Here is a 26,003-nt window from a genome sequence, read left to right as displayed (position 1 = left end):
GGTGCTTGTGGTGGAACAAAAACAGCGCAACAGTCAGTAACTGTAAGTCCACCTTCAGCCGGAGGCAATATAACACCTTCTCAGACAATAGCATGTTCGGGATCAAACAGCGGCACGCTTACATTAAACAATTCAGTAGGCACTGTTACTTGGCAAAAATCAATAGATCAAGGCGCTAATTGGTCTAACACGACAAATACTTACTCTAATCTTACACAAACTACTTTATTTCGAGCATCCGTTGTAAGCGGAACTTGTGGCTCAGTATTTTCTGACACAGCAGTGATTGTAGTAAATGAGCCTTTTATCCCAACCATTACTGCTTCTCCTGCTTCAGCAGTATGTTCCGGAACCCCAGTAACCCTTACTGCTAGTGGTTTCGAATCTTTAGGAGTATTATCAGGCGGAGATTTTAGTGGATCTAATAATCCAGGATGGAGCGGTGCAGATGCTAGTAACAGTAACGGTAATGAAAATTCTTTTTGGGGACAAACAACAGGTGGAAAGACCGTTAACGGATTTAAATATAGTAGCGGTGGGACTTCGGGCGGGGGAAAATTTATGATAGTTACTGGAAATGCTGGAGGCACTAGACCAGCCATTCTATCCACCCCGATTTTCAGCTTGGTTGGGATGCCGTCCGCTGCCTTAGAATATATTCAAGGCTACAATTTAGAAGCTAATGCCGTTGCAAAAGTTGAAATCTCTACCGATGGAGGAACGTCTTATACTACACTCGCACAATACCAGGGGCCATCAACGTTAGGTCCTGCGAATAATTTTAATAAAAAGACGTCTATTGACCTTAAGGCTTACTTAGGTAAGACCAATTTAAAAGTTCGCTTTTATTATCTTGGCACGTATAGTAGTACCTCCGGAAGCAATTGGGCGGTAGATGATATTTTTATCGTAGGCCCTCATCAAGCTTTAAATTATAGCTGGGGTTCTGCGGGATCCGGTTCGTCAATAACAGTAATACCAACCACTGTTCCCACTACGACTTATAGCTTGTCAACTAGCTATGGCAGTTGCACGGGAACTACGACAACTATAACCATAAATGTAAATCCACTTCCTACCCAATATGACGTAACAGGTGGAGGCAGCTACTGTGCAGGAGGAACAGGTGTTTCTGTTGGGTTATCAAATTCCCAAACAGGTGTCAATTATCAATTACTGAATGGTACAACTGCTGTTGGTGCCGCTAAACCTGGTAACGGGGCTGCTTTAAATTTTGGGTTTCAAACGGCGGCGGGCACGTATACGGTAAAAGCAACAAATGCAACGACTGCTTGCACACAAAACATGACCGGTAGTGCAACTGTTACCATAAATCAATTACCTACTGTTTCGCCAATCACGGGAACAACATCAGTTTGTGTAAGCAAAACAACCACTTTAAGCAATGCCACCTCTGGAGGCACTTGGAGCAGTTCAAATACAGCAGCTGCTACAGTAAACAGTGCAACAGGTGTAGTAACAGGAGTAGCTGCAGGTAGTGCAACAATCACTTATACAACTGCTGCAAATGCAAATGGTTGTACAAACAGCGCTACTGCATCAGTGACCGTTAACGCATTACCAACTGTTGCTGCAATTACCGGCACAACGAGTGTTTGCGTAAACAGCACAACCACTTTAAGCGATGCCACATCAGGCGGAACATGGAGCAGTTCAAATCCAGCAGTTGCTACAGTAAACAGCGCAACAGGTGTAGTAACAGGAGTAGCTGCAGGTAGTACAACAATTACTTATACAACTGCGGCAAATGCAAACGGTTGTACAAACAGTGCTACTGCACCAGTTACCGTGAACGCATCACCGACTGTTGCTGCAATTACTGGCACAACCGGTGTTTGTGTAAACAGCACAACCACTTTAAGCGATGCCACAGCAAGCGGAACATGGAGCAGCTCAAATACCTCCGTTGCAACTGTAAATAGCACAACCGGTCTGGTAACAGGCCTTGCTACAGGAACTGCAACTATTACTTATACAGTTACTAATGCACAGAGTTGTACAAACAGTACTACTGCACCTGTGACCGTAAATCCAAGCCCAGCCCCTAAGATCACTGCTAATGGTCCAACTATTTCATGTGTTGGATCCGTAAAGCTTACTTCCGATAGTGCTTCAGGTAATCAATGGTACAAAGACGGAGTAGCAATTCCATTAGCAACACAACAAAGCTATACTGCTGCTCTTCCCGGACGCTATACTGTTGTAGTAACTAACTCTTCCGGATGCTCTGGTACATCGCCTGCAACTGATATATCATTTATTACCAGTTCATGGACCGCCGCTGCTGGCACTACCGATTGGAACACTGACGCTAATTGGTGTTCCGGTAAAGTTCCGACAGACTCAACGAATGCTATTATACCATCTAATGCTGTTCTTTTCCCTCAGTTATCCAACGCATCTCAAGTGAGGTCGCTGGAAATTCAACCGGGGGCTAAAGTTTCTCTTAATGGTAATACACTTACCGTAAATGGCGCTCTTACCGGAACCGGTGAATTTGTTGGAAGTCCTACTTCAGGTCTTATTGTAAACGGCACAAGCACATCAACAGTAAACTTTCTCCAATCGCCTGATGCAGTAAGTAACGTTTTAAGTGACTTAATAATTAATACTACTGGCACAGTCACTTTAAGTAATAAATTATATATTACTGGTACCTTAACTTCTACAAAAGGTACGCTTAATACTGGCGACCATCTTACAATACGTTCAACCAGCATTGCAAATACTGCCCGCGTTGCATCGGTATCTGGTACCATAAGCGGAGATGTGACTGTTGAAAGATTTATTCCTGCAAGGAGAGCTTATCGTTTTATCTCTCCTTCAGTTAGCACTACTACAAGTATCATGGACAACTGGATGGAAGGCGGACATAATTCAAGTATCGATCCTCCTCCCTATAATCCTAATCATGGTTATGGAACCAATATTACAGGTCCAAATCCTAACACTAATGGTTTTGATCCGACCATAACCTCTAACCCTTCACTGTTCACTTTTAATATATCAACTCAACAGTGGGACTCTGTTCCAAATACAAAAGGCTCTCTGTCTGCAGGAGATGCATACTCGCTGATGGTAAGGGGCGACAGAAGTATAGATATGAGAACAAATACTCCTACACCTACCAATACTATTTTACGAGCCTCGGGTAAGCTTTTCACCGGAGACTATTCTCCTACTCTGACAAATAAGGCAAGTAAGTATACTTTCATTGGTAACCCTTATGCTTCACCTGTTGATTTTACGAAAATTCTAGCTAACGCTAATAATGTTGGAGCAAGATATTGGGCGTGGGATCCACGAGTATCAAGGCGTGGTCAATACGTTGTATATGACGCTTTAAATAATTCAAACAGTTTACCCGGTGTTTCAGAAGTTGACAAAAACATACAATCTGGACAGGCTTTTTTTGTACAAACAATATCTGGCGGTTCAGCTTCACTATCATTTAAAGAAAGTTATAAGTCGACAGGAAATACTGCTGTCTTCAGAGACCCAAGATATACTACAAAGCTTTCTATACAACTACTGCTTAATTTAAATGCAGGATTGGAGAACAAAGCGGACGGAGTAGTTTCTTTTTTTGATAAGGATTACTCATCAGCTATAGGCAGTGATGATTCTTATAAATTCACCAACCTCGATGAAAACCTTGCTATTAACCGCAATGGAACTGCTTTAAGCATAGAAGGCCGACCAACTATCACTGCTGACGATACGATACCATTAAAAATATGGCAGTTCAGGCAAAGCAACTACTATCTGAGATTAGCGGGTAGTAATTTTTCACCTGATGTTACAGCCTTTATAAAAGACGAATACCTGCACAAACAGACCCCTGTTGACTTGTCTTCAGTTACTTTATTTCCTTTTAGCATTGATACAAGCGCTGCTTCTTTTGCAAAAGACAGGTTTAGCATTGTATTCAAAGCAGGAAGTGCATTACCTGTAACCCTAACTAATGTAAAGGCTTACCAGAAAAACAATGGCATCGAGGTAGATTGGACATCAGAAGCAGAAACGAATATTGCACAGTACGAGATTGAAAAATCAGTAAACGGGCAAGATTTTATCAAAGCGACTTCGATAAATGCGAAAGGCAACAATTCAGTTACCGAAAATTATGGTTGGCTTGATGAAATTCCAAACTTGGGCAGTAACTTTTACCGCATTAAAGTAGTCGAGAAATCAGGTGCGATAAAATATAGCAATGTAGTGAGAGTAAATATAGCAGAGGTTAATAGCAGCATTACCGTATTTCCTAACCCGATAAAAGATAACCTGGTAAAAGTTCAGTTTAATAACATGGAAAAAGGCAGGTATTTTGCGGTTCTATACAATACTTTGGGTCAAAAGTTGTATAGCAGCACGATCGATCATACTACAACATCGGGAACTTATACAATTTCATTAGGCAGGTTGATAAGTAAAGGAACTTATACATTGCACATAAGTAAAGGAGGTATAACCAGGAATGAAAGGGTTATAGTTGAATAAGATATTACAAGTTATACAGAAGCCGCAGAGAACGAAGAAAACCGGTTAAGATAAAAAAGGAATGTATACCCTTTTTAAAAAACCGTTTAACTTTAATCTTTGCGGCTTTATTATATAACACGGTTAAAGAATGTTGTACAGGCAAAAGTTCAGGAATCTTAGAAATAGGAAAAAATTATAAAGAGGGTTGTTACTTTTTATTGTCTTTTCCTTTTCAACCGGTAAACCTTAAAATCAATCAATAGTGTTTAGAATGGCTATAAAAATTGTTATACTCACAGTGTGTGTATTTGGTTTTTTACAGTTTGCACGCGCACAAAAGCACAAGGATCAAAACATCATTATTACCATCGATGGAAATGACCGCGTACAAATCATTCACAATTTCGGTGCTTCAGGATGTTGGTTTTCAGAACCTATTGGCAAATACTGGCCCAGTCCGAAGCGGGAACACATAGCAGAGTTGCTTTTTAGCCGTGAGTTGGATAATGCGGGTAACCCAAGGGGCATTGGATTGTCCGCGTGGCGCTTTAATATAGGTGGCGGTACCGCGGAACAAGGTGATGGCAGTGGCATTAAAGACGTTAACCACAGGGTGGAATGTTTTTTAAATTCTAACGGAACATACGATTGGAGCAAGCAGCCCGGTTATCGTTGGTTTCTTACAAAAGCAAAAGAGTATGGGGTGGAAAACCTCGTAGCTTTTTCCAATACTCCCCCCATTCAATTTACTCAAAATGGTCTGGGGTATAAAACCTCCAAAGACGGCTTTGCAAACCTTAAACCTGCAAAATATGCTGCCTATGCAGATTTTTTAACAGAAGTAGTAAAGCACTTTGATAAAGAAGGATTACATTTTAATTATATAAGCCCTGTCAATGAACCACAGTGGGACTGGGCAGGCAAATTTGGCGAAGCTAAGCAGGAAGGTTCGCCGTGGACTAACGAGGAGATTTATAATGTGATAAAACCGCTGGATAGTTTTTTAACAGCAAAAAAGTTGAAAACGAAAATACTGGCAACTGAAGCAGGAATGCTTGCTTTTTTATACGACAACAAAACAGCAGCTTCACGGCAAATTCAACGTTTTTTTGCAGATACAAGCCATTTGAACTTTAGAAATTTAACCTGTGTTCCACCAATAATTGACGGTCATAGTTATTTCACAGATTCTAATGATAGTAGTTTGGTGAGTGTACGAAAGCATGTTGCTGACACTGCTAAAAAGTATGGTGTAGAATTTTGGCAGTCGGAATATTCCATGCTGGGTGATGGATATAAAGAAGGTTCCAAAATAAAGCGCAGCGCGATGGACTGCGCTTTATTTTTAGCTAAAGTGATTCATAACGATCTTGTAGCTGGCAATGCTTCAGCCTGGCAGTATTGGAACGCGTACGAACCCGGAAAGGCTGATTTTGATACCCGTTATTATTTGATAGCGCTGCAACCTGATCCCGATTTTAAAAATGGCTCTTATGCCGAAACAAAAAACCTATGGGCACTCGGACATTATAGTTTGTTTATTCGTCCCGGAATGCAGCGTTTACAGGTACAAAGGAGTGACAACCTCAACGATATTGAAGCAGCTCAAAAAACAATGATATCTGCTTATAAAGATGATAACGGAAGAATGGTAATAGTGGCTATTAATTATACCACCAAAGAGCAAAGTATTTCGATAAAAGTAAAAAATTTTAAACCAATAAAAACAGTAAGGGCATATGTAACAACAGCGGCAAAGGATGAAAACATGAAAGCTTCGCTGGCAAGAAGCATTGATAGCAGTATCGCATTGCCGTCCAGGTCAATATCAACTATTGTAATGAACTAATCCAACATCTTCCATTAGTATTTACGCTATTGACTAATGGTTAATTTACATATTTTTTGCTGCTACCTGGTTTGCTTCTAAACCGTTGACCATTTTATCTGTATAAATTATAGCTTCACCTGATTTTACTTCTTCTTCTTTCGAAGGATTTAAAATTTTTAATTGAACAGTATGTTTCCCTTTAGATAGTCCATATTTCCAACAAAGCTCGTGGCGGCGAGAAGTAAAACTTACAGGCAGTTTTGGCGATTCCACCAGTTTTCCATCGAGGTATAATTCTGTATTGAATATATAGCCAGATTTACTTTCCCATTTAGATGCATCGCCACGTAAAACAAAACCAGTACCTTCAAATTCAAAGTTGATAGCATCTTTACTGTCTGACCATTTAACAGGCATTTTTACAGCCGGGTAGATTCCTTCGAAGCTCTTTTCAAACTTTACAGCTATTGGTGCCTGAGTTTTTAAACTTATTTTGTCACCATTAACCTGGCCTCCATTGCGTTTAATATTTTCAAGCGCATGCTTCAACCCTATTTCGTATACATTATTCAACGACATGGTTGTATATTTAAAGTTGATTGATTCAGCCTCCTTCAGGCCCATTTTCCAATAAGCCGGAATTTTATCATAACCTAAAACAGCACCTAATATACCACCGGCACTTGACGGATTGCAGTCAGCATCCTGCCCACAGCGGGTAGCAATTTCAAGCGTTTTGGTAAAATCTTTATCACCGTACAGCAAGCCAATAACCACATAAGCAGCATTTACTTTTGAATCTATATTAAACGGAGCAAATACTCCATCGGGACAACCAATATCATTTGCCCATTTCTTTTGCACTTCCAGCCACGTTTGTTTCCAGTCGTCGGGAAATTTTTTATGCCAGCCGATTACATCAGCAATGCATTGATAAAACTCACTTTGTTTCGGTATTGTTTTCAATGCTTCTTCTACAATATGATTAATATCATTTGAAGTGAAAGCAAGAGAATACAAAGCGCCCACATACACTCCTCCATACCAGCCATCGCCATAGTTCATAATGTGACCGATCTTATCACTGATAGTTGATGCTGCATTTGGCATTCCCGGACTCATTAGTCCGGCAAAATCAGATTCTATTTGATAGTCGATACAATCTGCGTGAGGATTATTTATCCAATTGCCTGACATGGGTGCTTTTATACCATTTAAAATATTATAACGAGCCGCCTGGTTAGCATGCCAAAGCATATAGCCGGCATTGGCAAATGCATTCGCAAAAGAATCGACCGGTGCATCTAAACCATATTTATTAAATACATCCACAAAGGTTAAATCCATATACAAATCATCGTACAAGCCGGGATTATTAATCATTGTTTCTTTCAAATAACCCTTGTACCACAACAACGGTTGGTAATCTCCGATAAATGTGCCCTGGAAACGAAACTCGTACGGGCCGCCAAACGTAACGCCAATGGTCTGCCCCGCCCAACCACCTTTTATTTTATCTTGCAGTTGCTGCTTAGTAAGTGTAATTGTATTTGTTTGAGAAAAGCTGCTAATAACAAGGGTGCAGCAAGCCATTAAAAAGAAGAATTGTTTCATGCAATCGTTTTGTATTAATAGTGCTAAGGTTACATTTATTTTTATTTTTCAAAAACTTTTTTAAATGTTTTTAAATTGCGTAACAACTTATTCCCTGTATTTAGAAAGACTACAATTGAAGATAAGAATATATAAAACGTTTCACGTTTAAAAGAAGAACAAAATTAGTTTCATGCTTCCTATCGCCTTTGCGTCTAAAACAATATCACTTCCATGAAAACCATAGTCAAGTTTCAAAACATCTTTCTATAATTTTTCTAAAACAAACTATTTAGCAATTTATTTTAATCATCTTGTCATTTACCTGTACTAAACCTTTAATTTTAAATCTTTAAATAATTCTAACTTTTATGCTTACGTCAAGAAGAACATTTCTAAAAAACAGCAGTCTTACAATTGCTGGATCAATGGTTTTATCAAACAAAATCTTTGCTGGAAAAAAGAGTGGAGAAATGTTGGGAATTCAATTGTATTCGATAAGGGATGATATGCAAAAGGACCCGTTGGGTTCTCTTAAGCAGATAGCAGCTATGGGATACAAAAATGTTGAACATGCTAATTATGTAGATCGTAAATTTTACGGATATGCCGCATCTGAATTTAAAAAGGTATTGGATGACCTTGGATTGAAAATGCCGAGTGGTCATACGGTAATGTCGGGCAAAGACTGGGATGAAAATAAAAAAGACTTTACAGACAAATGGAAACAAACAATTGAGGACGCTGCTACAGCAGGGCAACAATATGTGGTAAGCCCATGGCTGGACGAAAGCCTTCGAAAAAATTATGATGACCTTGTTCGCTTTCTTGAGCTATTTAATAAATGCGGTGAATTGTGCAAAAAGTCAGGAATGAAGTTCGGGTATCACAATCACAATTTTGAGTTTATGTACAAGCTGGATAATAAGCTGATATATGATATTATTCTTGAAAAGACAGATCCTTCTCTTGTAGCGCAACAGCTTGATATGGGTAACATGTATGGCGCAGGCGGCAGAGCAGGCGAGATAATAAAAAAACATCCCGGAAGATTTGAGTTGCTACATGTAAAAGATGAAATAAAAGTAGACAAGAAAGGAGAAATGGAAGATGGCTATGAAAGTACTGTTTTAGGAAAAGGTGTTATTCCGGTTAAACAAATAATAGACCTGGCAAAATCATCAGGTGGAACAACACAATTTATTATAGAACAGGAATCTTACCAGGGCAAAACACCTCTGGAATGTGCTAAGGAAGACTTTACTATTATGAAAAATTGGGGATATTAATTATCCAAAGTAATAAACAATAGTTTTACCAGGTACGGCTGGAAGCTTTTTATGACAAAGCGAATGAATATTCGTAGTAGAAGTAAAAGCTTTCAGCTCGTAGCTGACAAACTAAGATATTCGTTAAAAATCTTTTGGCAGGTATAACTTATTCTTTTCCTTCAAAGCATTGTCCTCATACAATTCAAACAAAAACCAGCCTGCATGAACAAAGTTTGATTTGTCGATAATCAGTGGAGATTCCTTCACATTGTTTATTTCAAAAAGAGATGTGCCGTTTTCTTCGAAAAATTTTATACGATATTTTTTTTCTGAAGTTAAAGGCAAAGAAATATTTATATAGCCATCTTTATTAACATAAATAAAGGAAGAGGCCTTGAAGTTTTGAGGCCCGGTATACGGATTTAAGCCAACAAGCGAGTCGTTTACAGCAAACAGAGTATCCTTGGTCAGATGTAAAATACTATCACGAAAATTGCGGAAAGCATTTATAGACAACTGTTTAAAAACAGCGTCTTTAATTTTTACTGTTACCGTCCTTTTATCTCCAGGCCTAACGTTCAAAAGGTTTGAATTATTAATATCTCTCGAATTATTATCAGTGCCAGCAGTAGGTGTATAATCGTTAGTTAAACCAGTAGCTCTTTTTACAATTGTAAAAGCATATGAGCCGCCTTGCAAAACATAAAAGATTCTGTAATAAACCCTGTTGGAAGGTTGTTTTGTATCTGTATAACCATTTTGAGGAATCTCAGGAGAGGGTGCGGAAAAAATGGTAGAATACCGTTTTGTGCTGTCAAAAGACCTTTGCACATTTAACTGGACCAGGTTTTGAAAAGGATTTGTCCAGCTTATAATTACCTTATCTCCTCGTTCTACTAAAGTAAATTTAGGCAACGTATCCTGGCTGAACAAATTGCCTCCAATAAAGAATAGAACAATCAGGCTGATGATTTTTTTCAACTTTTTATCGATTATGGCGGCAAAGATAATGGCTGAAAAATAATTAAAATGCTAAGACTTTCAGAGGCAAACTTGCATTTCCCTGCAAACCGCCGCTATGAATCATCAATACACGGCTTCCTGGTTCAAAAAAATCCTTTTCTGTCAAATCTTTTATTGCATAAAATGTTTTGCCTGTATAAACGATGTCGAGTGGCAAGTTATGTTGTGAATAGACCTCATTTATAAAATCAATAAGTGGTAAAGGATGTTTTCCGTATCCTCCAAAATGATAATCGTGAATTATCTGAAGTGTCGAATTAATTTTTTCAGCTGCGACCAGATGTAATATCTCTTTTTCTAACAAAACATTTTTTTTCATACTGCTAATTCCTATCACCTTTTGAGAACCTGCAGCTAGGAGTAAACCTGCCAGCATAGTTCCGCTTCCTACGGCAGCAACTATATGTGAATAAGTAGATATATCAGTAACCTTTAAAATTTCTGAAGCTCCTTTTGCTCCCAATCTGCCATAGCCGCCTTCATTTATCCAGTACCAACTGTTGTCTGCAAATTTTTGTTTTATCGTTTCTTTGCTCCTGTATTCTTCCCTCGTTACAAAATGTAATTCCATTCCATATTCTACAGCTTTTTTTAATGTGGCTGATAAAACTGCGGGTTTTTCTCCCCTTATAATGCCAACACTTTGTAGAGAAACTTCTTTGCACGCAAATGCAACCGCAACAATATGATTAGACCATGCACCACCAAATGTAGCGATAGTTGTTTTATTCGAAGATGCAGCTTCTGACAAGTAGTATTTCAGCTTAAACCATTTATTTCCACTTACAACAGAATGAATTTTATCTAATCTAAGAATATCTAATGCAACCTTTTTATCAAAAAGCCATTCTGCCTGTATTGTCTCTACGTTAACAGTGTTTAAGTTGAAAGTATTATAAAACTTCAAGGTATTATATTTGCAATTTTAGCAGCTGTTTTACGTTTAAGCAATATAAATCAGTTTAGCAAAGTTTAAAAAATATATATGAAACCAACATTAGTTATTTTGGCCGCAGGTATGGCAAGTCGTTACGGAAGTATGAAACAAATTCAGTCGTTTGGACCTTCTGGCGAGACTATTATGGATTATTCTATTTATGATGCCATTCGTGCGGGATTTGGCAAAGTTGTTTTTATCATTCGCGAAGATTTCGCAGAGAATTTTAAAAGCATTTTTGAGCCAAAGCTTAAAGGTAAAATTGAAACAGATTATGTTTATCAAAGCCTTGATGCATACATGGGGAAACATACCGTTCCTGCTGAAAGAAAAAAACCTTGGGGAACAGCACATGCGGTGTTGTGTGCCAAAGATGCGGTTAAAGAGCCATTTGCAGTAATTAATGCAGATGATTTTTATGGTAAAGACAGCTTTAAAAAAGCGTATGACTTTTTAACCAAAGAGGCTAATGACAGAACATATTGCATTATAGGTTACGAGTTGAAAAAAACATTGAGTGAAAATGGTAGTGTAAGCCGCGGTGTATGTGAAGTTGACGAAAATAATAATTTGACGGCAATAAACGAACGGACAAAGATTTATCGCAACGAACAAGGCAAAATAACTTACGAAGACGACAATGGTGGTTTACATGAAGTAAGTGAGGACAGCCCTGTAAGTATGAATTTTTGGGCGTTTGCTCCAAATGTATTTGGGTTAATCGAGGAGTCTTTTCAAAAGTTTCTGGATGAAAACATCAATAATCCAAAAGCAGAATTCTTTATTCCAATATTGGGCGATGAATTTATAAAATCGGGCAAAGGAGTTATAAAAGTTATTCCTACAAGCGCACAATGGTTTGGCGTTACCTATAAAGAAGATGCACCTGTTGTACTGGCTGACATTAATAAGCAAGTAGAGGCGGGAGAATATCCCAAGAATCTATGGGCGTAATATCAATTTTTCATCAAAAAAAAATAAAAGAAAAGGCTGTCTCAAAGTAAAGAGACAGCCTTTTTCTTTTCTGTTTGAGTCCGAATAGCTACTGCATCAAATACATCTTTGCGAAATACTTTAAGCGTACAGAAAACGGTCATAAGCGATCAACTGATAATGTAAATTACAGAACAGGAAAATGACGATTTAAAAGCAGTATTGTTAGTATAAATAAGATGGCTGATATATTCTAAAAACTTTTTGTTGGATTACGTGTCAAACAATACATTTGCAGTCAATGGGGAATTAGCTCAGTTGGTAGAGCGCTTGCATGGCATGCAAGAGGCCAGCGGTTCGAACCCGCTATTCTCCACTTGATTAACCAAGCTTTATCTGTAATAACCAATACTTTATCTGTAGCAGATAAGGCTTTTTTAATTGTAGGTAAAACTTAGGTAAAACTTAGGTAAAACTAAAACCTAAGTAATAACAACGTTTTTACGTGATATTTAAAATATTTTCTAATTCTAGCCCATACTGCACGACTAATATTTGTTGCAAATGAGTACCTCGCTAGCCCACTACTTAAAAAAAAAGCAATACCACTATAAAACAAAGAATTGTTCTTGCGATATTATCAATGGCAAAAGGATGGTCGAAATCTTACCTTAGGTACCAGGTTAATTCAGAAAACTTCGATACTCATTTGGCGTATGCCCCACATGCTGCTTAAACAATCTTGTAAAATGTTGTGGATATTTAAATCCTAACTCGTAAGCTATTTCACTAACAGTCTTAGTTGGGTCAAATATTTTCTCCTTCGCTATGTCAATTAATTTTGCTTGAATATATTCTTGTGCCGTTTTGCCTGTTTCTTTTTTTATCAGGTCACCAAAATATTTTGCTGATAAGTGAAGTTCATTGGCGAAGAAGCCAACAGAAGGGATACCTATTTCCCGCGGCTTTTCTGAATTAAAGTAGTTCTGCAGTTGCGTTTCAAATTTTTCTATGATACCGGTATTGACATAGTCACGTGTAATAAATTGACGGTCGTAATATCGTAGACAGTAATTTAAGAAGAGTTCAATGTTTGATACTATTAGCTTCTTGCTATGTTTATCAATTGCATGTTGCAACTCAAACTCAATCTTTCTGAAACATTCTAACACCACTTGCCGTTCCTGGTCAGAGATATGAAGTGCTTCATTAACATCATAAGAAAAGAAAGAATAATCCTGTATATGCTTTGCTAACGAAGTACCCTTAATCAAATCCGGATGAAACAGCAATGCCCAACCTTTCGCGTCAAAGGTTGTAACCTTTGGCTGCACTCCCAAAACTTGTCCCGGTCCAATAAACACCAAAGTGCCTTCCTGGTAATCATAGTGATTTCGCCCGTACTTCAATTCACCGCATTCCAACTCTTTCAGGTAGACGGCATATAAACCAAAGTTAAAAGTCTTGGCAGCCATTGGTTGGGCTTTAGATAGATCTAATACAGTTATTAAAGGATGCTTTGTCGGAACGCCTCTCATTGCATTGTATTGGGCAACAGTTTCAATTTTTACTATCTCATTCATACCGGTTTGTATTTATAAGTTCAAAATTAGCTATTCAAATAGCGCCATAAATATGCATAAAACCAAAACAGGAATAATGGTAGGGAAATCAGTAATTCAGGTAATAGGCCGCCTAACTGCCCTTGGTAGCTTTGTATTCTGGAAAATGAAAAGCTATTTAACCGATCAGCGTAACCATAAAAATTAAAAAATGAATAGTAATAAAGATGTTATTGTACTGACAGGTGCAGGTCAATTGGGAATGGCTATCGCCAGAAGAATGGGTCATGGAAAGAAAATCTTCGTTGGCGATTGGAAATTGGAAAATGCCAATGCCATTGCTAAAACTATGGAAGAAGCAGGATTTGATGTTGTCTCTTTCAAGGTTGATATTTCTTCGAGGCAATCGGTCCTACAGATAATTGAAGCAGCACAAAAGGAAGGGGAAATTTCAATGTTCATCAATGCGGCAGGCGTATCACCTAGTCAGGCTTCTATTGAACAGATTTTGAAGGTGGACCTCTATGGTACAGCAGTTTTGCTGGAAGAATTTGGAAAAGTGATAAAGGAGGGCGGTACTGGTGTTACCATTTCCAGCCAATCCGGTCATAGAATGCCTGCACTCACAACTGAAGAAGACCGATTGCTGGCAACCACTCCAACAAAAGAATTATTGCAATTAGAAATGCTGAAACCTGAAAACATCAAAGACACGCTACACGCCTATCAAATGGCAAAGCGTTGCAACGTAAAGCGGGTGATGGCAGAAGCCGTGAAATGGGGCGAGCGGGGCGCAAGAGTAAATTCTATTTCTCCAGGCATCATCATCACGCCATTGGCTTTAGATGAAATCAACGGACCGAGAGGCGATTTTTATAAAAATATGTTTGCTAAATCGCCAGCTGGTCGTCCGGGTATTGCGGATGAAGTAGCAAATGTTGCAGAGTTGTTACTATTAGAAAAGGGAGCATTCATAACAGGTTCAGACTTTCTGATTGACGGCGGAGCCACCGCATCTTACTTCTACGGTCCGCTTCAACCTTCTAAAGCTTAAAATACTCCCATATTTACGACATTCAAATTTAACCAAGACTTTAGATTCTTTTTACTTGGACGAATTATAAAACATGAAATACAAATGAAAGCAATCTTTTCAATAGCAGTTGTTTTAATCGCCTTGCAAGGCTTTGGACAGTCTCATGCTGAGGCAGATGTACTAAAATGTACGGGCAAATTTTTCGCTGGTGACAAAACCGTTGGAAGCTGAATTAGCCGAGTACTCTTCTGAATGGAAGGAGATTGCCAACAAATACGGGTTGGCTGAACCTGATATAAACCGACTTGCGTCTGCCTGGCACACAGACCTAGACCTTGGTCGCCCAATTGAGGTAATGACCGACATGTCCAAAAGCCGCAAATTTGGTTTTACAGTATTTCAGAAAACGGAAGACTCTTTTTTCGACCTGTTTGAACAATTGAGGAAAGACAGGTTAATTCCCTAATTTCCTGATTATTCCTCTGACTTAATTAAAACTGCAACATCCTTAAAAGACCCTTCAATTGAAAGCCCCTCACGGGCTTTCTTTAATTATATGATAACAACTACCCCATGCAAAGCCTTTTCATCAATATGTTTACCTCCTCCTGATTATTCTCGGACTGGTCTTACTAGCTAACAAGCTTCGGCTAGCTTACCGAATTGTGCTTGTATTAGGGCGGCTTGATACTTAGTCTCACCTTTGTAAAACGAGCACTTAAAATAATTGATTACAAGATTTGAAACTGAAATAAATTTACGGGAAGTTTAATATTCTCTATTGAGCCTGCCTCATAAAAGAGCCTTCGAACCACTTTACTTATTTAAGCTGTTTTAACCACTTCTCTATTTTCGGTTTATCATCCCTTTTTCCATTAAAGCCTCTCCCCATATTAAAAATGCTCAACGAAATCTATGCTTTATACTAACTATTGCCCGTAAAGTCTTAGGTTTCCTGAGTATCATTGAAAATGGTTAAGAGGTAGTTGCCAGGAACAATATGACTAAAACAAGACCTATTAACGTTACATTTTGTCGCTATTTGTAAGGGAAAGGACGTTCCATGACTGCCATTCAAGCCGTTCATAAGTTTTTTTGTCAAACATCAATTCAACGAACTACGAAATTCATTTGGCGATTGCCCTACCCATTGTTTAAACAATCGGATAAAATGTTGGGGATATTTAAAGCCTAGTTCATACGCTATTTCGCTAACTGACTTGCTGTGGTCAAATATTCTTTCTTTCGCCTCATCAATTACCCTGGTTTGTATATACTCCTGCGCTGTTTTGCCTGTTTCTTTTTTTACCAGGTCACCGAAATAGCTTGAAGATAAATTTAATTCATTTGCGCAATAAGCTACGGAAGGTAAACCAATTGTTTGGGGCTTGTCTGTTTCAAAATACTCATTCAACAAATTCTCAAACCTTTCTAAAATTCCTTTGTGCACATTATCACGGGTAATAAACTGGCGCTCATAAAAACGGATGCAATAATTTAAGAATAGTTCAATATTAGATACTATCAATCTTCTACTATGCTTATCAATAGCATGCTCCAGTTCGTATTTGATTTTTTCGAAGCAATCCAAAACAATTTTCCTTTCCCGATTTGACAAATGAAGGGCTTCATTGGACTGATAACCAAAGAAAGTGTAGTCTTGAATAAGCCGACCGAGCGAAGTGCCATGAACTAAGTCTGGATGAAACACTAATGCATAGCCTTTCGGCTGATAGGTTTCTCCATTGCTGTTCACCCCTGCTACCTGTCCCGGTGCAAGAAATACCAATGTGCCTTCCTGGTAGTCATATGTATGCCGGCCGTACATTAAATCACCGCATTTCACATCCTTTAAGAAGATGGTATAGAAGCCGAAATACATCCTTGAACCTTGTCGCCGATCTGCCTTCGACAAATCAACAACACTCACCAGCGGATGCAGTGTTTCATTATTGTTGAATACATTGTAATCATTGATTGTCTCAAACCTTCTCAAATTATCCATATCGCTGATATTTTACCTGGTTCAAAATTACTGCTTTATCCGTCCTGCCGTTACAGCGTATGTTCGAATCAGCAATATTGGTAGTAAAAACCGGAATCTGTATACCATGCCGTCGATTTATTCATATGACCTTTGGGTAACAAGAATGATAAATATGGAAACAGTAAAACTGAATAATGGTGTTGAAATGCCGATCCTCGGGTTTGGTGTTTTCCAGGTGAAAGACCTGGCGGAATGTGAGAGAAGCGTAATGGATGCTATTAAATCGGGCTATCGCCTTATCGATACAGCACAGTCTTATGAGAATGAAGAAGCGGTTGGCAGCGCGATTAAGAACAGCGGAGTGCCAAGAGAAGAACTTTTTATAACAACAAAACTGTGGATACAGTCTAATGGTTATGAAGGCACTAAGAAGGCGTTTGAAAATTCGATGAGGCGCTTGCAGCTGGAGTATCTTGATTTATACCTAATTCATCAGCCTTTTGGTGATGTGTACGGTGAATGGAGAGCCATGCAGGAATTGTATAAAGCAGGCAGAATTCGAGCAATTGGTGTAAGCAACTTTCAGCCCGACCGATTAATAGATTTGATTGTTCATAACGAGATCGTTCCTGCAGTGAACCAGGTTGAAACGCATCCATTCTATCAGCAAAACGAAACTCAGAAATTCTTACAGGAAAATAATGTACAGATAGAAAGCTGGGGACCATTTTCAGAAGGTAAAAACAACCTTTTCACCAACGAGCTGTTGACGTCAATCGGCAGGAAGTATAATAAGTCAGTAGCGCAGGTAGTATTGCGTTGGCTTACACAACGAGGGATAGTTGCTATACCAAAATCAGTTCGTAAGGAACGAATGGAAGAGAACTTCAACATCTTCGATTTTACATTGAGTGAAGAAGATATGGAAGCCATCAAAACATTAGACACCAAGGCAAGTCTTTTCTTTGATCACTGTGACCCGAAGATGGTGAAATGGTTAGGAGAAAGAAAATTGGATATTTAAAACGAAAATGAAGTAAAAAATGAAAACAACGCAAACAAGCAAGTCCTGTCGTATTGTTCTAACTGCTATGCTTTCTATTTTTTGTTGTAGTATCACGTCAGCCCAGGAGAAAAATCAAATGGTGCGCCTGGCAAAACTAGTCATTGATTCCAGCCAGTTAACAAGCTATAAAGCTTTGTTGAAAGAAGAGATTGAAACATCGATGCGTGTTGAGCCAGGTGTTAAAATGCTCTATGCGGTTTCTGAAAAAGACAAACCTACGCACATCACTATTCTCGAAATATATGCTGATACAACTGCCTACCAATTACATGTACAAACGCCTCATTTTACAAAGTATAAAACAGGCACAAAAGATATGGTGAAATCGCTTGAGCTGGTAGCAAAACTACCAGGCTATTGCACCGCAGGTAGTAAATGAAAATGAGAGTGGTTATCTGCCACCTTTAAAAACAAAAATTGATAGCATTCAAAACTATGATGTTGTGTTTGTAGGCTTCCCTACCTGGGGTATGAAGTTGCCGCCACCAATGAAAAGCTTTTTAAAGCAATATGATTTAAGGGGGAAAACAGTTATTCCTTTCAATACAAATGCAGGCTACGGTGTGGGTAGCAGTTTCGAGACGGTGAAGGAATTATGTGCAAATAGTAAAGTGTTGGAAGGTTTTACAATGAAAGGCGGAATAGAAAGAGACGGAGTATATTTAGTGATCAAAGATGAAAAGGCAAAAGAGGCTGAGGTGAAAGTGAAGCAATGGTTGCAAAAAATCAAGATAATTAAATGAGGTGGCGCAATTACAACATAACTAATTCATAACTTTATTGTACTTCACCCAATAAGGATATTCTACAACAGTTCTTATAAATTTTACCATCATGGCCATATTTAATTTAAACATCAACGGAAAAAAACAACAAGTGGATGTTGATCCAGCTACCCCAATGTTGTGGGTCTTGCGTGACCACCTTGACTTGGTCGGAACCAAATACGGTTGCGGCGTTGCCCAGTGTGGTGCATGCACCGTTCACCTCGACGATGTAGCTATGCGCTCTTGTCAGCTTCCTGTATCAGCAGTTGGTGATAAGACTATCACCACGATCGAGGGATTATCTGAAAAAGGTGACCACCCTGTTCAGAAAGCGTGGCTCGAGCACGACGTAGCCCAGTGCGGTTACTGCCAGGCAGGGCAAATTATGAATGCTAGCGCTCTGTTGAAAAGCAATTCCCATCCCTCCGATGAGGAAATTGAAGCAGCGATGAATGGTAATATTTGCCGCTGTGCCACTTATGTTCGTATCAGGGCTGCAATAAAAACAGCCGCAAAAGCATAACCTTTAAACCTCCTATCAATGAAACCAACAAATAAAACGATAAACCGCAGATCCTTCCTAAAGGTGTCCGCACTTGCAGGTGGAGGTATGATGTTAAGCTTTAGCTGGCTAGCAGGTTGTAAGCCTTCCCCTGAAGAAACTTTAAGCCTTCCTAAAGAGTGGTTTGAACTAAACAGTTATATAAAAATTGGAGACAACGGGGTAGTCACCCTGATGGCTCCCAACCCGGAATTTGGGCAAAACGTAAAAACTTCCCTTCCAATGATGCTTGCAGAAGAGTTAGATATCGACTGGAAAAACGTGATTGTAAAGCAGGCCGATTTCTTTCCGCAACATTTTGATCGCCTTCAGTTTACAGGAGGAAGCACTGCCATGAGCAGGGCGTGGAAACCGCTTCGTACAGCAGGCGCTACAGCACGTCAAATGTTGGTTGATGCAGCCGGACAAACCTGGAAGGTGCCTGCCACTGAAATAACTACCGAAGGCGGTGTTTTACATCATAAGGGCAGCGGTAAAAGTGCGGGATACGGTGAAATGGCCTCTATAGCTGCAAAACTTCCGGTACCAAAGGATGTTCCGCTGAAAAAGGTAGGTGATTTTAAGGTCATAGGTAATTCTAAAAGGAACGTTGAAGGATTGAATATTGTCACAGGTAAACCTTTGTTCACCCTCGATTATAAAGAGCCGGGAATGTTAATAGCGATGATCGCTCATCCACGGGCCTTCGGCTTGAAAGTGAGGTCTGTGGATGACAGTGCAGCGAGATCGATGCCTGGGATTACTGATGTATTTACTATAAAGACACTTGATGACAAGTACGAAAGAAATGGCTTTGACACAACCAGTTATACAGATCTGGTGGTAGTGGTTGGCAAGTCGACCTGGGAAGTAATGAACGCCAAAAAGGCGCTGAAAATAGAATGGGAAAAAACTCCGGAAACCAATATGGTAGTACAGGGGTGGGGAGGTAAAGAAACGGTTAATATTCCCGCTGGGTTGGAGAGCACGGACAAGCATAAAGCAATGATGGCGGAAATGGCGAAAAGACCGGCTAAACTTCTTAGAAAAGACGGAGATCCGGAAGGTGCGTTTAAAAAAGCTGCCAAAGTAATTGAGCGAACCTATACTGCTCCGTTCCTGGCGCATAACACTATGGAACCGCGTAATTGTTTTGCACATGTTACTGCCGACAAAGCTGACCTATATGGTCCTATCCAGGCACCTGAGTTCATCATGCAAGCCCTATCTGCGAGGTTAGGAATGCCAAGGGAAAAGATACAAATCCGGCTGGCACGGATGGGTGGCGGATTTGGTCAACGTGCATACGGCCACCATTTGGTAGAGGCAGTAGTCATATCTCAAAAACTGAATGCTCCGGTTAAACTGGTTTATTCACGGGAAGACGATATGACTGCCGGAATATATCGGCCTACGTACACCGTGACTTATAAAGCCGGGCTTGATGAAAATAACAACTTGATCGCTTACAGTATAAAGGCAGGTGGCATTCCCGAAAGTCCTCTTGGCTTTTCCCAAAACCGTTTTCCGGCAGGTGCTGTAGATAATTACCTGGCAGAGGAATGGAAGATCGACTCCAACATTACTATCGGTGCATTTAGGGCACCGCGGTCAAATTTTCTTGGGGGCGCAGAGCAATCATTTATGGATGAAGTGGCCGAACTGGCGGGAAAGGATCCAATAGAGTTTCGGCTCGAACTTTTCGACCGGGCTATCAAAAACCCTGTCGGAAAGGACAACGATTATGACGCGGAGCGTTATGCGGGAGTACTGAAATTGGTTAAGGAAAAGTCGAACTGGGGGCCGGCAAAAAGTGGTGTTCACCGCGGTGTTGCTGCCTACTTTTGCCACAATACGTATGTTGCTGAGGTAATCGATCTGACTATGAAGGGAGAAAAACCCGTTGTCGAAAAAGTTTATGCTGCAGTTGACTGTGGGGTTGTGATAAATCCTGACGCAGCAGCAAATATGGGTGAAGGGGCGATTGTGGATGGAATCGGAAATGCTTTATTTGGAGAGATGACGTTCCAGGATGGCGTACCACAAAAAAATAATTTTAATACCTATCGCATGATCAGGCATAGTGAAGCGCCGAAGTCTATCGAGGTGCACTTTGTGAAAAATGAAAAGGATCCGACCGGTCTTGGTGAACCATTGTTTCCACCTATTTTTGCTGCACTCGGAAACGCTTTACACAAGGCAACGGGCAAGCGTTTTTATGAACAACCGTTTCAGAAACAATTGGAAACCCCACGGCCGGCTACGCAGATGTAAGCAATGATATCGCGTTATTTATCCAGCATTAGTTGACAAAGTAAAACGATGAGTTCCTCATGAAAAAAAAGTTATTGATTGTAGCTATACCCGCGATCTTAGTAGCGTGCGCAGATGGTAGTGGCAGCGCTGCCGATTCTGACACCAATGTAAGTAGCACCACTCCGCCACCAAAGCCCGATACAAATCCAATTGGAATAATGATGGGTGATACAACGATAGGTATTAATGACAGTCTGAAAAAATAGGTAAACTCAAGCAAACCAAGCTGCAGATATTTTTGCTGCCGCTTGCGTAATGAAGCATTAGTATCCTGTTTATTAATAGAAACGAAAGCTACTGCGGTAGCTTTCGTTTCTTATTATCAAGCGCCTTTTCAGATGCTTTTTCAACACCGATCATTTGTCCGATTTGTTTAAGGTCTTCATTCAGGTCTTTAATGCCACTATCTATTCTTGCATCAATTTTTTTAGCTGTATTATGAATAGAATGAAGGATTGGAAATAAAAATCCGGAATCACTTTGTTGGCGGTCGTTAAGAAATATTTCAACAATACTAAGCCCTTTAGAATGTAACTGGAACTGGTAACGGTGCTTATTTTTTGAGCGAATATAACTCAACTCGTTTCCCAAGAAATTTTCTTCATATCGTAGCTTAGCCAAATTTTACCCGTTTCACATTTCTCAAAAGAATTTTTCATAATTTTCAAATTCGCTCTTTGTAAAAGCGGTAAACGGTAAATCTGCCAAAAACAATCTTACAAGTAGAGATGGATGTATTAAGGTTCTCGAGGATTATTTAAAGGCGTACATTATAGTGAAAGGTTTAGAGGGAAACTGGAAATTATTTAAAGTTGAAAATCAGTGGAAGGAAAAAAGTAACGAGAAAGGCCCATATTGCGTAAAAAGGAAGAAATAATGCGATCGCCGCTCCCACTTCTGTTTTATCACTCTTTTTCGTTAACGCTTTAAGAAGTCTTATTGTTACTAAAATTAAATTGGTCAACATTAATATATTTCCTCCAAGCACAGCGACTCTGTTAGGACTAATGCCCCACTCTGAAATTCTGAATAAAATTGCAGACAAAGCAATTCCATTTACAATTACTGTAAGAACCGACAGTAGAAAAAGAACAAAAGTTTCCGCATGTTTTTTTATTGACTTAGATGTACCGGCTACGGAAAATAAAATAATAGCCATAACTCCAATCAACAGTGCGTTGAAAATCAAAAGAAATTCTCTGTCATTGTATGGATCCTTCCCTGATATGACTATACCCACCAGGTAAGCTATAAGTGTTATCAGAACAAGGGGACTGAATATTTTTGCTATTACAGGTGAGATCTTATTTACTATTTGAGGATTAGTGTCCGTAAGATAAGTGGCTACTATTGGTACGGCTGCAACACCAAAAATAACCACATTTTCAAAGTAGAATTTTTCAATTTTCAAATCAATAAGTTTAAAAAGGCCAATTGTAACACCTGTCAAAATACCTCCTGCAATTAAAATAACAGTTGTCATTACAACCAAGTCGCCGTTGTATCTTAGAAAACCAAGTCGCTTTTCATAGTTACCTAAGCTTCCCCCAACAAAAGCATAGCCTAAGATACACCACAGAAATAACGGTAGGTGTATACACGATAAAAGCAAACTGTCACTTTTCTTTTGATGGGGAAGAAAGTTTATAAAGATCAAAGAAACCAGCATTGCTACACCTATAAAAATAATTGCTTTAGTTTTAAACTTGTTTTTGCGTGAAAAGTATAACGTCAGTATTGGAAAGATTATAAAGCCAATGTTTCTCTGGTAGAAATAAGCTTCGTCGAGATTAAAAAATGCAGGTAGTTTTGCAATAGTCCCAGCGAGAATAGAGGCAATGATGACAAAGGTGATGTCTTTGGTCGTTCCCCAATACACTTCCTCACTTTCGTAATTAAGTCTTTCATTCCAGAAATCAGCAACTTTGTTTTCTTTCAACTCGGGGTATGCCAAACTAAACTGTTGCCTGAAAGCAGACTTGTTCTGCCTGTACAACTTCTCAAGCTGATGGGGATCGTCAATGTTTAATAGAATGTCGTTTTTCATAAAATCGTTATAACTATTTTGTTCATAATTTTCTTCGTTACCATTAGTAGAATCAGGAGCATGATCAAAAACTCCATTTATGCTTCTAGTAAGACCATGCAATCAAAAGCCGACAAAACGGTTGTTTCAAAGTTCTAGCGTGTTTTATCCATACACGAAGTACTTTGAAGTACAAAGTAAATATAAGTTTTTTAATATTCCAACCTTTTTTTAATGCAATCGTTAGATTGAATTCGGTTTCTAATTTCGAATGTGACATCCCATAGTAGTCAATCTGAATTTAACCGAAGTCATTGATTGCCGAATCTTTAGTAAATAGAGGTTTTTAATTTAATAAGCGTAGATATCATAATCCGTAATGCTTTTAATTTCCGTCATTGCAGGCCAGATGTCATTTTTAATAAATTCGGACGTCAATCTTGTATTTAAAAAATAAGATCTTGCATCTTTGACAGCTTTGTCTAAAAACCATAAACTTTATAATATTCTTTTATTACTTCTATTTTATGGTCATAATAAACTTCAAACTTTATTTCCTCCTTTTTGCGACGGTGATCAAAAAAACGCTTATCGAATATCCAACTAAGGCCAGAATAATAATAGTTTGTGGCCAATAAGTTGTAAGTAAATCTTCGGCTGTGATATTAAAACCAAATAGTAATATCAGTTAAGATTTGAAAAGCTTTTTGTTGTTTTTTACCATTTCATTGTTTTAATTACTGCCACTTATTTTGATGGTTGGGAAACAACCAAAATAGGTAGCGGAGACACTTTGCGTCTTTTATGTACTTACTGACAGTTTCTGAAAAAGAATAGGAGTATTATTGTAATTTCCATTTTTAAATATATAAGTTAAACCAGCTAAATAATTACCTATGGTAGGTACTGCAACTCATCAAAGTTTTTCTTCCCTATTTAAGACCACTTATTCTTTGGCCATTCGCCTTTGGCATTGGATAACATTTTTAACCATAACGGCTTCAATTATATTAGTATTGTTTGCTTCTACGGTGTTTACAATTAAAGGCAATCTTTCCATGGTTCAGGAACAAATTCAGCAGAAAGGCGGTACTGTAACTCCTGATCAGGCCCGGGCGGTAGCTCATGAGTACAGTGATAAACTCTGGATGCTGCATAAGTATGTGGGATATGGTCTATGTTTTTTACTATTAAGCAGAATGGTATTAGAAGTTGCTTACTCTAAGCAACAAAGACTGGCGGGTAAAATTAAAAAAGCGTTGGCTTTTCAGAGTCTGAACCAGGAACAAAAAAGCGATCAGGCTCATTACCTCTTAGTAAAATGGGGATATGTTATTTTTTATTCACTGTTCCTTATTATGGCTTTAACAGGCTTAGGACTTGCTTACGAAGATGTTCCTTTTTTTAAAAGCAACCATAAGCTCATTGCTAATGTTCATAGTTTTGTTCAATATCTTATTTACTTCTACATTTTATCTCATATAGTTGGCGTAATAAAGGCTGACGTTACTAATAACAAGGGAATTGTCAGCTCTATGATTAATGGAGGCTGAAATTAGAGCATATCGAAAGTGGTGGAATTGATAGAAATATAAGAGTTATGCACACATATTTCTTAATTACGTCTTGCATTGCTTTTGCGCATCATGTTATATACTACCAGTCCTGCACCTGCAAATATTATGGCTACCAGGGGACCGTATTTGCCAGGCATTATATCTCCCGCAATTAACCCGAGTGCTGCACCGCCGCCTATTATACCAACCTGCACCCAGAAATCGCTTTTAGCAAGATTAGGATCCATACCTTTCTCAATTAGAGCCAAACGTTCTTTGGTCTTCGAAGTAATATAGAGATACACCATACCAAATATTGTAAGGAGTACCAGCACAACAAGCAATACAAAGAAAAACGGGCTTACAACTTGATTATTCATTTTATTCGTTTCAGTTTTTGACAACGGCTTAAAGAAAATGGTTACAGATTTTATTATATTAATTTGTAACCTTTACAACTTCTCACCTTGTCTTACAAAAGTGAACAATCAAGCTGATCAACTGATAATAAGCAAAGTGTTGGCAGGTGACACTGTTGTATACGCTGTACTTGTAAACAGGTACAGGAATATGGCGTTTACACTGGCTTATAATATTATTACAAATAGAGAAGATGCAGAAGAGGTTGCACAGGATGCTTTCGTAAAGGCATTTCATGCACTGGAGTCGTTTAAAGAACAATCGACATTTTCAACATGGTTTTACCGGATTGTCGTAAATGCGGCATTAAATAAAAAGAAGTTGAAAAAATTTACAACCCATGATGTAACTGAACAAATAACAGATACTGAACAAGAAAGTGTAGGTTCGTTATTACAACTGTACGAAAGCAGGGATCAAAAAAAATATTTGCAGCGAGCTATGCTTGAATTGCGGGATGATGAACGGATCTGCATAACAATGTTTTATTTAAATGAACTATCGATAACCGAGATACATGAGCTTACGGGATTATCTGCTGCAAATATAAAAGTGCTTTTGCACCGCGGAAGAAAGCATTTATACGATAAGCTGCATGATTTGCTTAAAACAGAAATTAAAAATTTAATCTGAGC

At 38.8% G+C, this 26,003-nt stretch carries 23 protein-coding genes and 1 tRNA gene; 16 read left to right on the top strand and 8 right to left on the bottom strand.

The annotated features are described in order from the left end of the window. Both B154_RS30555 and B154_RS0105280 read left to right on the top strand, forming a co-directional pair. Positions 1 to 4,521, top strand: a 4,521-nt coding sequence (locus B154_RS30555; RefSeq protein ID WP_051084280.1) for an Ig-like domain-containing protein, incomplete at its 5' end; no start/stop codon positions are given. 253 nt (positions 4,522 to 4,774) lie between these two features. Continuing rightward, a complete protein-coding gene (locus tag B154_RS0105280; protein ID WP_018612305.1) occupies positions 4,775 to 6,352 on the top strand; it encodes a glycoside hydrolase in 1,578 nt (525 codons plus the stop codon). A gap of 45 nt (positions 6,353 to 6,397) precedes the next feature. On the opposite strand, the gene B154_RS27750 is transcribed toward B154_RS0105280, so the two are convergent. Continuing rightward, a complete protein-coding gene (locus B154_RS27750; RefSeq protein ID WP_051084279.1) occupies positions 6,398 to 7,948 on the bottom strand; it encodes an ADP-ribosylglycohydrolase family protein in 1,551 nt (516 codons plus the stop codon). 350 nt (positions 7,949 to 8,298) lie between these two features. Here B154_RS27750 and B154_RS0105270 point away from each other — a divergent pair, with 350 nt between their 5' ends. Then, positions 8,299 to 9,216, top strand: a complete 918-nt coding sequence (locus B154_RS0105270) for a sugar phosphate isomerase/epimerase family protein (protein WP_018612300.1) — start codon at positions 8,299 to 8,301, stop codon at positions 9,214 to 9,216. 123 nt (positions 9,217 to 9,339) lie between these two features. On the opposite strand, the gene B154_RS0105265 is transcribed toward B154_RS0105270, so the two are convergent. Together B154_RS0105265 and B154_RS0105260 are read right to left on the bottom strand one after the other, a co-directional pair. Further along, on the bottom strand, positions 9,340 to 10,179 hold the full coding sequence (locus B154_RS0105265) for a hypothetical protein (protein ID WP_018612298.1): 840 nt from the start codon (positions 10,177 to 10,179) through the stop codon (positions 9,340 to 9,342). Between the two features lie 43 nt (positions 10,180 to 10,222). Then, on the bottom strand, positions 10,223 to 11,128 hold the full coding sequence (locus B154_RS0105260; protein WP_018612296.1) for a 1-aminocyclopropane-1-carboxylate deaminase/D-cysteine desulfhydrase: 906 nt from the start codon (positions 11,126 to 11,128) through the stop codon (positions 10,223 to 10,225). A gap of 78 nt (positions 11,129 to 11,206) precedes the next feature. On the opposite strand from B154_RS0105260, the gene B154_RS0105255 reads away from it, so the two are divergent. Both B154_RS0105255 and B154_RS0105250 read left to right on the top strand, forming a co-directional pair. After that, entirely contained in the window at positions 11,207 to 12,112 is a 906-nt protein-coding gene (locus tag B154_RS0105255) for a sugar phosphate nucleotidyltransferase (RefSeq protein WP_018612295.1), read from the top strand. A gap of 282 nt (positions 12,113 to 12,394) precedes the next feature. Further along, positions 12,395 to 12,467, top strand: a tRNA-Ala gene (locus B154_RS0105250). A 307-nt stretch (positions 12,468 to 12,774) separates the two neighbouring features. Here the strand turns inward: B154_RS0105250 and B154_RS0105245 are convergent. After that, on the bottom strand, positions 12,775 to 13,674 hold the full coding sequence (locus B154_RS0105245) for a helix-turn-helix domain-containing protein (protein ID WP_018612293.1): 900 nt from the start codon (positions 13,672 to 13,674) through the stop codon (positions 12,775 to 12,777). A 190-nt stretch (positions 13,675 to 13,864) separates the two neighbouring features. Here B154_RS0105245 and B154_RS0105235 point away from each other — a divergent pair, with 190 nt between their 5' ends. The 3 genes from B154_RS0105235 (at position 13,865) to B154_RS0105225 (ending at position 15,155) form a co-directional block, all read left to right on the top strand. Next, positions 13,865 to 14,707: an SDR family oxidoreductase gene (locus B154_RS0105235; protein ID WP_018612291.1), complete on the top strand. Its 843-nt coding sequence runs from the start codon at positions 13,865 to 13,867 to the stop codon at positions 14,705 to 14,707. An 84-nt stretch (positions 14,708 to 14,791) separates the two neighbouring features. Beyond that, on the top strand, positions 14,792 to 14,920 hold the full coding sequence (locus tag B154_RS33580; protein WP_018612290.1) for a hypothetical protein: 129 nt from the start codon (positions 14,792 to 14,794) through the stop codon (positions 14,918 to 14,920). Beyond that, entirely contained in the window at positions 14,898 to 15,155 is a 258-nt protein-coding gene (locus tag B154_RS0105225) for an NAD-dependent dehydratase (RefSeq protein ID WP_211217460.1), read from the top strand. Before B154_RS33580 ends, B154_RS0105225 begins: the two co-directional genes overlap by 23 nt. A 639-nt stretch (positions 15,156 to 15,794) precedes the next feature. On the opposite strand, the gene B154_RS0105220 is transcribed toward B154_RS0105225, so the two are convergent. Beyond that, positions 15,795 to 16,694 carry a helix-turn-helix domain-containing protein gene (locus B154_RS0105220; RefSeq protein ID WP_018612288.1) on the bottom strand — a complete coding sequence of 300 codons (900 nt, stop codon included), beginning with the start codon at positions 16,692 to 16,694 and terminating at the stop codon, positions 15,795 to 15,797. Positions 16,695 to 16,848: 154 nt separating this feature from the next. Between B154_RS0105220 and B154_RS0105215 the strand changes: the two genes are divergently transcribed. The 6 genes from B154_RS0105215 (at position 16,849) to B154_RS0105190 (ending at position 21,572) form a co-directional block, all read left to right on the top strand. After that, positions 16,849 to 17,700, top strand: coding sequence for an aldo/keto reductase (locus tag B154_RS0105215; protein ID WP_026259981.1), 852 nt, complete (start codon positions 16,849 to 16,851; stop codon positions 17,698 to 17,700). 19 nt (positions 17,701 to 17,719) lie between these two features. Further along, the gene (locus tag B154_RS27745) at positions 17,720 to 18,121 is read left to right on the top strand and encodes a putative quinol monooxygenase (RefSeq protein WP_157580474.1); all 402 of its coding nucleotides are present in this window, start codon (positions 17,720 to 17,722) and stop codon (positions 18,119 to 18,121) included. Continuing rightward, complete coding sequence (locus B154_RS27740) at positions 18,099 to 18,485, top strand: flavodoxin (RefSeq protein WP_083934920.1); 387 nt, start codon at positions 18,099 to 18,101, stop codon at positions 18,483 to 18,485. Before B154_RS27745 ends, B154_RS27740 begins: the two co-directional genes overlap by 23 nt. 91 nt (positions 18,486 to 18,576) lie before the next feature. Beyond that, entirely contained in the window at positions 18,577 to 19,032 is a 456-nt protein-coding gene (locus B154_RS0105200) for a (2Fe-2S)-binding protein (protein ID WP_018612284.1), read from the top strand. 18 nt (positions 19,033 to 19,050) lie between these two features. Beyond that, entirely contained in the window at positions 19,051 to 21,324 is a 2,274-nt protein-coding gene (locus B154_RS0105195) for a xanthine dehydrogenase family protein molybdopterin-binding subunit (RefSeq protein ID WP_018612283.1), read from the top strand. A 59-nt stretch (positions 21,325 to 21,383) separates the two neighbouring features. Then, positions 21,384 to 21,572, top strand: coding sequence for a hypothetical protein (locus B154_RS0105190; protein WP_018612282.1), 189 nt, complete (start codon positions 21,384 to 21,386; stop codon positions 21,570 to 21,572). Positions 21,573 to 21,660: 88 nt separating this feature from the next. Here the strand turns inward: B154_RS0105190 and B154_RS0105185 are convergent, their stop codons facing one another. Together B154_RS0105185 and B154_RS0105180 are read right to left on the bottom strand one after the other, a co-directional pair. Beyond that, positions 21,661 to 21,987 carry a hypothetical protein gene (locus tag B154_RS0105185; protein ID WP_018612281.1) on the bottom strand — a complete coding sequence of 109 codons (327 nt, stop codon included), beginning with the start codon at positions 21,985 to 21,987 and terminating at the stop codon, positions 21,661 to 21,663. Between the two features lie 181 nt (positions 21,988 to 22,168). Continuing rightward, a complete protein-coding gene (locus B154_RS0105180) occupies positions 22,169 to 23,413 on the bottom strand; it encodes a DUF4153 domain-containing protein (protein ID WP_026259980.1) in 1,245 nt (414 codons plus the stop codon). Between the two features lie 875 nt (positions 23,414 to 24,288). Between B154_RS0105180 and B154_RS0105170 the strand changes: the two genes are divergently transcribed. After that, positions 24,289 to 24,945: a cytochrome b/b6 domain-containing protein gene (locus tag B154_RS0105170; protein ID WP_018612278.1), complete on the top strand. Its 657-nt coding sequence runs from the start codon at positions 24,289 to 24,291 to the stop codon at positions 24,943 to 24,945. Positions 24,946 to 25,007: 62 nt separating this feature from the next. Here the strand turns inward: B154_RS0105170 and B154_RS0105165 are convergent, their stop codons facing one another. Further along, complete coding sequence (locus B154_RS0105165) at positions 25,008 to 25,328, bottom strand: hypothetical protein (protein WP_018612277.1); 321 nt, start codon at positions 25,326 to 25,328, stop codon at positions 25,008 to 25,010. 100 nt (positions 25,329 to 25,428) lie between these two features. Between B154_RS0105165 and B154_RS0105160 the strand changes: the two genes are divergently transcribed. Further along, entirely contained in the window at positions 25,429 to 26,001 is a 573-nt protein-coding gene (locus B154_RS0105160) for an RNA polymerase sigma factor (protein WP_026259979.1), read from the top strand. Positions 26,002 to 26,003: the final 2 nt, after the last annotated feature.

It is taken from the genome of Segetibacter koreensis DSM 18137, assembly GCF_000374045.1.
Lineage (GTDB): Bacteria > Bacteroidota > Bacteroidia > Chitinophagales > Chitinophagaceae > Segetibacter > Segetibacter koreensis.
Note: the sequence above shows the minus strand (reverse complement) of the source record. Positions and strands in the feature narration are given on the sequence as shown.